Raw genomic sequence first — 9,524 nt, forward strand, 5'->3', positions numbered from 1 at the left:
CAAACCCGTTCCCACGCTGCCGGAGCTGAGCGACGCCTGCCGCGACGTGCCGGAGGGAACCGGCCCTGTCATCCCTGTCCCCGGCACCGAACACGCCGTACCTGCTGCGCCCCGACGCCCCGGCGAAGTTTCAGCAGATCGCGCTCAGGGCCTCGTCCGACGATCCGGGCGAACAGCTTTGGTGGTATGTGGACGGAAGCTTTCTCGGCGTTTCCGGCCCGAAGCGGCAACTCTTCCTGCCCATGCGGGCGGGAAGCCACACCATCTCGGTCACGGACGGTCAGGGCCGCAGCGACACCGTGGTCTTTACGGTGGAGTGATTCGGCCGGGCTAGAAGCTCTTCTCGATCATCTCGTAAAAGGCGGGTTCGTCGACGAGGATGTCGCCTGAGAGCGTTTCGGCAAGTTCTCCTTCGCGGAAAACAAAGAGTCTGTCCGCCAGCCGCCGGGCCTGCCCGAGGCTGTGGGAGACCACGATGAGCGCATACCGCTCCCGAAGCTCCAGAAGCAGCTCCTCGATTCGCTTCGTGGCCCGGTAGTCCAGCGATGCGCTCGGCTCGTCAAGGAGCAGTACGTCCGGCTCCAGCGCAAGGGCGCGGGCAAGGCAGAGGCGCTGCTGCTGGCCGCCGGAAAGGGTTCCGGCAGGACGCGACAGCCTGTCGCGCACTTCTTCCCAGAGTCCGGCCTCGCGAAGGGCGCGCTCCATTCTGCCCTCGGCTTCGTCGCCCCGGATGTTCATGGTCAGCTTGAGCGGAAGGGTCAGGTTCCGCCTGATGGACGCAGGCAGCACGTTGGGCGTCTGAAAAACCATGCCCACGCGCCGACGAAGTTCCTCCACCGGAAGCGCGCGGTCATGCACCTCGCGCCACTGCCCGTCAAAACGCACGGACACGTTGCCTTTGGTGCGGCAATCGTCAAAGCACTCGTTCAGGCGGTTGAGGCTTCGCAGCAGCGTGGTCTTGCCTGAACCGGAGCGGCCCACCAGCACGGACAGTTCATCGCGCAGAAAGTGCATGGACTGGTCCCGGATGACCGCCCTGCCACCAAAAGAAACGCTCAGTCCTTCCACGCGCACGGCTTCTTTTCCCTGTTTGCTCAATTCCATCGTCGCTCCACGGTTTTACGCAGTCTGTGCGCGCCCAGAAACAGGCAGGTGGTCAAGCACAGCAGGGTCAGGGCCGTGCCGAAGCCCTGCTGCAGCTCCAGCTCGTTCTGAAACTGCGCGGCTATGTAGTAGACCTTGAAGGGCAGGGCCTCGTATTTGTCCAGAATGCTGCGGGGAAGGCCCGCGTTGGCGACCACACCGGTGATGAGGATGACCGCCGTGTCCTCCGCAGCCCGGCCAATGGCCAGAATCACGCCGCCCATGATGCTGCGGGCCGCGGCAGGCAGCAGGATGTGAAAGACGCTCTGCTCATGGGTCAACCCGAGGGACGGTCCCATGAGCCGCAGCTCCTCGGGCAGGGCCTCCAGCGCGGTGCGCGTGGTGTTGATGCAGTAGGGAAGCACCAGCACGGCCATGCAGACCGCCGAGAGCCAAAGCCCGGTCTTGGCTCCCGGGAAAAGGGTCGAGCGCAGAAAGAGGATCAGGGCGAATCCGAAGAGGCCCATGACGATGGACGGGATTCCAGCCAGGAGGTCCGTTGCGAAGACCATGGGCCTCTTCAGAAATGCCGGGGTGAATTCGTTCATGCAAATGCCGCTGAGGATGCCCAACGGGATTGAGATGGAGCAGGACAGCACCACCAGCGCCACGGTGCCCACGCAGGCGGGCCAGATGCCGTCGAACACCGGAACCCGGCCTGTCAGGGCCGCAAGCACGGGCGTATCGCCAAAGAACAGCTGCGTGGAAAAGGCCGGAAGCCCGTTGATCAGCAGAAATCCGAGCAGCACGGCCACGGCGCAGACCACCAGCACGGGCGCGATGCGCGAGAGAGCCGTCAGGGCAATGGTTGCGAAACTACGCACGGCCATTGCCTCCGGCCACCCAGCGCAGGCCCGCGTTCACGGCCACGGTGGTCAGGAACAGAATCATGCCGCAGGCGAACAGTGAATGGTAGGCGCCGCTGCTGCTGTCGGTCGCCACCACCAGCGCGATGTGGGCCGTGAGGGTTCTGATGGAGTCCAGCACGGACTCGGGCGGCTTGACCGCGTTTCCGGCCAGCATCAGCGGGATGAGGGTATCCCCCACGGCCCGGCCGAAGCCGAGGATGGCCGAAGCAAGCAGCCCACGACGGGAAAGCGGCAGGACCAGATGCACGAACGCCTGCGCCTTGCTCAGCCCGAGGGCGGCGGCAGTGAGGCGCACTTCCGGCTCCACCTGCGAAAACTGACTGTGCAGCACCAGCACCATGGTGGGCAGAATGAGCAGGCTGAGCATGAGCGCGGCCGCAAGCCACGAAAACCCGCTGCCGTGCGCGAACGCGGACCGGATGAACGGAACGAGCAGAAACACGGCCACAAAGCCGTAGACAACCGTGGGGATGCTGGTCATGAACTGCACCACGCCGAGCACCGGCCGGGCCAGACGCTTCGGCCCCATGCCGTTCACAAAGCAGGCAATGCCGAGCGACAGAGGCGCGGCCACGACCATGGCGGAGATCGAGAGACAGACCGTGCCGACGATCATCGGGAGAATCCCGAAGTGCCCGCCGAACGGCTCCCAGCGCCACTGCATGACCTTGGCAAGCCCCTCCGTCGAGAACAGGGGGGCGGCGAAACGCAGCAGAAACAGGAAGACCGCCAGCACCGCGAGGCAGGACACGGCAGCGGCGGCATGGAGCATCGTCCGGATGAGTCGTTGGCGTATCTTCATGGGAAAAGGCCGCGCAGGAAGGCCCCGCGCGGCCGGGATGATTAATGGGTGGGGATGTAACCGCTATCGATGATCGCGTCCACGCAGTCCGGGCCCATGACGTAGCCGATGAACAGCTTGACGATGCCGGACGGCTCGCCCTTGGTGTTCATGTACAGCTTGCGGACCACCGGGTAGCTGCCGTCCTTGGCGGTCTCCTGCGTCACCACGATACCGTCGAGCTTGGGAGCCTTCACGGTCTTGTCGAGGTGGCCGATGCTCACGTAGCCGATTGCGTCCGGGTCGCGGGACACGGCGGACTTCATGGCGCCGTTGGAAGCGACCACGTTGGCCGAAGGCGCGATGGCGCCCTTCTTCAGAAGCTTTTTCCAGTACACGGCGCGGGTGCCGCTGGCCTCGTCGCGGGTGTACAGGTGAATGGCCGCGTCCTTGCCGCCCACATCCTTCCAGTTGGTGATCTCGCCAGCAAAGATCTTGCGGATCTGTTCGGCGGTCAGTTCTTCAACCGGGTTGTCGGCAGCCACCACGGTGGCAACGCCGTCAACGGCAAAGGGGAAGGAGACAAGCCCGTACTTGGCGTTCTCGGCCTCGCTCACGGGACGGCCGCTGTTGCCGATGTCCACAAGGCTTTCGCCCACTTTCTGGATGCCCACGCCGGAGCCGCCGCCCGCAACGGTGATGCGAATATCCGGGTTGGCGGTCATGATGCGCTTGGCCGCTTCCTTCATGACCGGGATGTGCGCGGTGCCGCCCGCAATCTCGATGGTGCCGGATTTGCCTTTGAAGGCGTCCAGTCCGTCGGCCATGGCCGCACCGCAAAAACAGAGCACTCCCGCCAGAAGCATGGCGGCAATCTGCATTCTCTTCTTCATTTGAACCTCACGTGTTTGGAAAACGTTGCCAGAGAGGATTCACGGACTATTCCGACCAGACCATGAATCAACAGATACCACCTATAGTCCGCGCAGGTTTTCCAACACAAATCCAAATACACAATGACGACAGCAGATTAAGATAGATCGTTGCGATAGGTTGGCTTCTTGTCGCTGCCACAACGCAAAACAGGCCGCCTCCCTGAGGAAGCGGCCTGTCCGTTGAGAAGATTTATATCTGGCGGGGCTACATGTACTCGCGCGCAACCCAGAGCACACGTCCGATGACGCGCACGTTGTCCAGCTCGTCTCCGGCCAGCTTGACCGGGGAATAGTCGGTGTTGTCGCTATGTAGCACCAGCGTGCCGGGCAAACGCTCCACGCGCTTGACCATGACCGTATCCTCCACGCCCACGGCATAGATGCCGCCCGCGAGGATGTCGCTCTTGGCCTGATCAATGAGCACGAGGTCGCCCTCCTTGAGTTCCGGCTCCATGGAGTTGCCGACGACTTCCATCAGCACCATGTTCTTGGGGTTGCCCCTTGAGTGAAGCCAGTCTGCGCGGAAGGAGTAGTATCCTTCCACCTGACTCTCGGTCTCGAAGGATCCGCCGCCTGCGGACAGGCGCGCCCGGACCTTGGGGATGTGCTCGAAAACCACGCCGTCGTCGCCGGACGGGTCGCCCTCGCCGGTCTCCAGCCAACGCGAGTCCACGTCATAGCGCACGGACAGGGTCAAAACCCAACGGGGCGGGACCTGATCCTTCTTCTTGGCCAGCGAGACCGCCGCACGCCCCACATCGAGGGCGCGGGCAAGATCGGACTGGCTACGGATGTCAGTGGACTCCCTGACTCGCTCGAAAAACGCTTCGAAATGCTTGCTCATGCTTTCGCCTTGTCAATATTTTGCTTCATCGAAGTTAAGCATAAATTAACAAGCATCGTCAACACGTTTTTGCATGGATTACAAAAGGTCCTTGTAATCCACGGCGTCGGCTTCCACGTCGCTCACCGAAAGCGTCAGCTCCAGCGAGCCGAGGCTGACGTCGTCGAGGGTCACGCTAAGCGACTGGCCGATGGTGAAGGCCCGTCCGGTGCGTTCGCCCACGAGGCACTCGCGGTTGCGCCAGTAAGTGTAATAGTCGTCGTCCAGCGAGGAGAGCCGCACCATGCCGTCGGCCATGACGTCCGGCAACTCCACCCGGATGCCGTAGTCCGTGATGCCGGAGATGACGCCCCGGAAGGTCTGGCCCACCTTGTCCATGAGGAAGAGCACCGAGGCCCGGCGGTCAATCTCCCGCTCGGCCTCCATGCCCGTGCGCTCGCAGCCGTTGATAAGCCCGGCGATGCGCGAGAGCTTCTTGATGCCCGGAAGGCCCACGTCCGCCTGCGCGCCGAGCCTGTGGTTGAGGATGCGATGCACTATGAGGTCCGCATACCTGCGGATGGGCGAGGTGAAATGACAGTAGCACTCCGAGGCCAGCCCGAAATGCCCCTCGTCGTCCGGCGAGTACCCGGCCTGCTTCATGGAGCGCAGCAGCAGGCGGCTGACAAGGAACTCCTTGTCCGTGCCGCGAACGTGGTCGAGCAGCCCGGCGATGGCCTGCGGATCGACCTCCTTGGGCTGCGTCACCTCCGGATCAGTCTGTGACATGAGCCGGAACAGGGCACGCAGCTTCTCCTCGTCCGCGGGCGGGTGCACGCGGTACATGCACGGCAGATCGGCGTCCCTGAGCGTCCTGGCCACGGCCTCGTTGGCCCCGACCATGAATTCCTCGATGAGCATGTGCGCGAACATGCGCGTGGACGGCCGGATGGACGAGATTTTTCCGCTGCGGCCAAACCGGATTTCCGGCTCCGGGATGTCCATGTCGATGCTGCCCCGCTCCATGCGGTGCTTGCGCATGGCCTTGGCAAGCTTCTCGGCCTCCTGAATCATGGGCCAGAGGTCGCCGAGGCCGAGCCGCTCGCCCTCGTCGCCGTTCAGGGCACGCTGCACCCGGCCGTACGTGAGCCGGGCCCGGCTCTTCATGACGCCCCGGAACATCTCGCCGTTGCCCACGACCTTGCCGCCCTGATTGACGTGCATCTTCACGGCCATGCACAGCCGGTTCTCGTCCGGTCGCAGGCTGCACAGCCCGTTGGAGAGCCGCTCCGGAAGCATGGGCTCCACGGATTTGGGGAAATAATACGAGTTGCCGCGCTCCAGCGCCTCGCGGTCCAGCGCGGAACCGGGCCGCACGTAATGGCTCACGTCCGCGATGGCAACCCACAGCGTCCAGCCCGAGCCGTCACGCTCGACGCAGACCGCATCGTCGAAGTCGCGCGCGTCCTCGCCGTCGATGGTCACGAGCGGGAGATTGCGCAGATCGGTGCGGTCCTTGAAGTGCGCCTCATCCGGGGCCTCCGGCAGCTTCCCGGCCTCGTCCTGCGTATCGGAAGGGAAGCGGGTGCGGATGTTGTGGTTGGACTTGACCAACGCCTCCTGCACCTCGAAATCCGTCTCACGGCCCAGCAGCGAAGTAATGGTGCCTTCCCACAGGGTCGGGTCCATCTGTTCGCCCGGCTCGCATATGGCCACGTCGCCCTCGGAAAGCTCGATCCCCTGCGGGTTCCTGCACCAGACCCCGAAGTTCAACAGCGGGTCCGTGGGCTTTGCCAGCCATTCGCCCTCGCGCATGTGTTTGAAGATACGCACCGGAAGCGTCTGGCGACCGCGCTCCAGAATCCGCACGATGCGGCCCTCGTGGTTCTTGGTGGTGCGCTCGCGGACAATGGCCACCGCGACCTTGTCGCCGTGCCACGCGCCGTTGAGCTTGCTGCGGCCGATGAAAATGTCCTTGCGCCGCACGTCCTCGGGAATGACGAACCCGAAGCCGCCGCGCTGCATCTGGAGCGTGCCCGTGATGAGATGCATCGGCCCGGGCAGCCCGTAGGCCCGCCGGATGCGGATGAGCTTGCCCTGTCGCACCAGCGACTTGAGGATTTCCTTGAGCTCGCGCTTGTCCTTTTTCCGAAGCCCCATGGCCCGGATGACCTCTGCCCTCGGCAGCGGCTTTTTCGCCTGTTTGAACACGCCGAGCACCGACGCTTCCGTCAGCACCGGCTCCTTGCGGCCGCCCTTGCCCTTTCTTTTTGCCATGATTCTACTCGCGATCGGCCGGGTCCAGTGCGCCCCACTGCTCGTCCCACCAAACGGGGAACGTGGCCCCGTGGGCGAACAGCGAGGGACCGAACCCGACGCGCAGGTCAAAGGTGTGAAATTCTTCGGTGCACATGGGGCCGAGCTTCACCGCGTCCTTGGGTGTGCAGAGCACGTACTTCGCGCCCCGCTGCCTCATGGTGGTGACAATGTCCAGCACGTCGGCCTTGGTGAAGGCGTGGTGATCCGGAAACGCCATGTGCTCCACTGCGCGGTACCCGAAGTACCGCTTTGCGGTGCGATGCACCTGCTTGGGTTCCCCCACGCCCGAAACGAGCAGGAAAGGTTCCCCGAAAAAGTCCTTGGCAGGCTCGTCCGAGAGCACGTGCCGCACGCCCACAGGCTCCATGCCGAACAGGAACACGGGACGGTTGATGTGCGCCAGACGGTGGTTCGCCAGCGCGGAAATCTGATTGAACTGGCCGGGCTCGGCCTTGATGAGAAACGCCGTGGCCCGCCTGAGCGCGCGCTCCGGCTCCCGCCACGGCCCGGCAGGGATGACCTTGTTCCAGTGCCGCGTCAGGTCCGAAGGCTTGAGCAGCACCAGATTGATGTCCCGGTGCACGGCCATGTGCTGGAACCCGTCGTCCAGAAACACCACGTCCGGCCGGCCGCGCTCAAAGAGCCACTTGCCCGCCCGTGTGCGGTCCGGGTCCACCACGATGTGCGCCTCCGGATGTTGCTGCGCCAGCATCAGCGGTTCGTCGCCAGACTCCTCGGCAAGGCTGCCCGGCCCCACCTGAAACGGATACGACGAAGGACGGCCCCGGTAGCCGCGCGTCAGAACAGCCGCATGCAGCGCCTGGGACCCTGCCCACCGCAGCAGCCAGTCCACCATGGGCGTCTTGCCCGAGCCTCCCCAGCCGATGTTGCCCACCGAGACCGTGGGGGACGGTGGGTGCCACACCTTCAGCCAGCCACGGCGGTACATGCTCTCGCGAAGCTCCATCGCACGGGCGTTTGCCCATGAGAACGGCACGAGAACCGGACCGAGTCTGAATTGAAGTTCGTCGATGAGGCTGGGCATATAAAGAAAAAAGGGAGGCCCGAAGGCCTCCCCCGGATGATGAGGTTACTCGCGCTGCCCGAAGAGTCGCAGCAGCATGATGAAGAGGTTGATGAAATCGAGATACAGCCTGAGCGCACCCATGATGGTGCCGCGCCGCACTGCGACCGAGTCTGCGGGCATGTTCTCGCCCATGGTCTTGAGCGCCTGCGTGTCATACGCGGTCAGGCCGAGGAAGATCAGCACACCGACGCCGGAGATGACGAAGTCCATCATGGCGCTCTGCAGGAACATGTTCACCACCATGGCGATGAGCAGCCCGATAAGCCCCATGAACAGGAAGCTGCCCCAGCTCGTGAGGTCCTTCTTGGTCACCATGCCGTACACGCTCATGGCACCGAACATGCCGGAGCAGATGATGAAGGTCTTGGCCACGGACGCACCCGTATACACCAGCAGCAGCGGCGTCAGCGTGATGCCGTTCAACCCGGCATACAGCATGAACAGCCCCGTCGCAGTGCCCGGAGCCATCTTCGCGATACGGGCCGAGAGATAGAACACGATGCCCAGTTCCGCCACGATCATCACGATATAGGTCACAGACAGACCGGCCAGCTGGCCAGTCGCCGGATCAACATTGAAAAACAGGGAAAGCAGCTGGGTGTTCTGCGTCAGCAGAAACGCCACGCCCGCAGTCAGAGCGAGACCGGCGCACATCCAGCCGTACACGCCGCGCATGAAAGTGTTGACCAGTTCTCCGCTGGCCGCACCCGCACGGTGCATGGAAGTGTTGGGGGTCATTATGATCCTCCGTAATTAGTATCTGTCTTGATTATGTTCTTCCGAAACCATTCGGAACACGGTCCCAATATGCGCCCAAGATAAACACGAAACCCGCACGAGGCAAGGGAAACCGTCAGCGACGGGAGTTGTCCACGTACACCTCGGCCCGGCGACGCTCCACCTCGCGCGCCACAGCGGTGTCCACCACCGCGCGGCCAATCGGCGCAAGCGAAATAGCCGCCAGCTTCAAATGCTGCCACCCGAACGGGATCCCGATAATCGTCACGAAACACAACAGCGCAGACATGACGTGACCCAACGCCAGCCACCAGCCAGCAAAAATGAACCAGATCACGTTGCCCACAAACCCAAACGGACTCGTGCCCAAATCCTGCCTGCCCGTCAGCTCGTCACGGTTCACAATCGTGCGGCCAAACGGAAAAAACGAAAAGCCCGCAATCGTGAAACACGCCCGGCCCCACGGAATCCCAATGATCGAAATGAACATCAGCAAGCCCGCAAAAACCCAGCCAAGCCCCATGAACACGCCACCAAGCAAAAACCACAAGATATTCAATATCAAACTCATCGCTACCTCCACGATTCAACCCCCTTATACCCGACCTCGGCCGACTTTCAATACTTATTCGGTGCCTCCGGCGGCTGAGAGGAAGGAGAGGGAGACCCCTTTTGCAAAAGCGGTCTCCCTCTCCCCTTCCTCTCAGACTCTCCATCCCCTCTCCCACCCGCAAAACCTTTTGGTTGGGCGTTGCCCACGCTGATGGACAATTGTCCGAGCTAGGCCATTGGTCGGATTCAACGCAGCTTAGGTTATTAAGCGCTCGTA

The 9,524-nt window shown here is 63.0% G+C and carries 9 protein-coding genes and 1 pseudogene; 1 reads left to right on the plus strand and 9 read right to left on the minus strand.

What is annotated here, in order from left to right:
* Positions 1-62: 62 nt before the first annotated feature.
* Positions 63-320 (plus strand): annotated as a pseudogene (locus JCM12178_RS18790) (penicillin-binding protein 1C); the annotation flags it as partial.
* A 10-nt stretch (positions 321-330) separates the two neighbouring features.
* Here the strand turns inward: JCM12178_RS18790 and JCM12178_RS15550 are convergent.
* The 9 genes from JCM12178_RS15550 to JCM12178_RS15590 form a co-directional block, all read right to left on the minus strand.
* Entirely contained in the window at positions 331-1,104 is a 774-nt protein-coding gene (locus JCM12178_RS15550) for a phosphate ABC transporter ATP-binding protein (protein ID WP_054652710.1), read from the minus strand.
* Complete coding sequence (locus tag JCM12178_RS15555) at positions 1,095-1,973, minus strand: PstA family ABC transporter permease (RefSeq protein WP_054652712.1); 879 nt, start codon at positions 1,971-1,973, stop codon at positions 1,095-1,097. The genes JCM12178_RS15550 and JCM12178_RS15555 overlap by 10 nt, the downstream gene beginning before the upstream one ends.
* Positions 1,960-2,814: a PstC family ABC transporter permease gene (locus JCM12178_RS15560; protein WP_054652714.1), complete on the minus strand. Its 855-nt coding sequence runs from the start codon at positions 2,812-2,814 to the stop codon at positions 1,960-1,962. The genes JCM12178_RS15555 and JCM12178_RS15560 overlap by 14 nt, the downstream gene beginning before the upstream one ends.
* A 41-nt stretch (positions 2,815-2,855) precedes the next feature.
* Complete coding sequence (locus tag JCM12178_RS15565; protein ID WP_054652716.1) at positions 2,856-3,686, minus strand: phosphate ABC transporter substrate-binding protein; 831 nt, start codon at positions 3,684-3,686, stop codon at positions 2,856-2,858.
* Positions 3,687-3,933: 247 nt separating this feature from the next.
* Complete coding sequence (locus tag JCM12178_RS15570) at positions 3,934-4,572, minus strand: LexA family transcriptional regulator (RefSeq protein ID WP_054652718.1); 639 nt, start codon at positions 4,570-4,572, stop codon at positions 3,934-3,936.
* Between the two features lie 78 nt (positions 4,573-4,650).
* The gene (gene rnr, locus JCM12178_RS15575) at positions 4,651-6,828 is read right to left on the minus strand and encodes a ribonuclease R (protein WP_054652720.1); all 2,178 of its coding nucleotides are present in this window, start codon (positions 6,826-6,828) and stop codon (positions 4,651-4,653) included.
* Between the two features lie 4 nt (positions 6,829-6,832).
* Positions 6,833-7,915: a tetraacyldisaccharide 4'-kinase gene (gene lpxK, locus JCM12178_RS15580; protein ID WP_054652722.1), complete on the minus strand. Its 1,083-nt coding sequence runs from the start codon at positions 7,913-7,915 to the stop codon at positions 6,833-6,835.
* 45 nt (positions 7,916-7,960) lie between these two features.
* Positions 7,961-8,695, minus strand: coding sequence for a Bax inhibitor-1/YccA family protein (locus tag JCM12178_RS15585; RefSeq protein ID WP_083465992.1), 735 nt, complete (start codon positions 8,693-8,695; stop codon positions 7,961-7,963).
* A gap of 115 nt (positions 8,696-8,810) precedes the next feature.
* Positions 8,811-9,266: a YccF domain-containing protein gene (locus tag JCM12178_RS15590; protein ID WP_054652726.1), complete on the minus strand. Its 456-nt coding sequence runs from the start codon at positions 9,264-9,266 to the stop codon at positions 8,811-8,813.
* Positions 9,267-9,524: the final 258 nt, after the last annotated feature.

Origin of the sequence: Salidesulfovibrio brasiliensis JCM 12178, from assembly GCF_001311825.1 — a bacterium.
GTDB lineage: Bacteria > Desulfobacterota > Desulfovibrionia > Desulfovibrionales > Desulfovibrionaceae > Pseudodesulfovibrio > Pseudodesulfovibrio brasiliensis.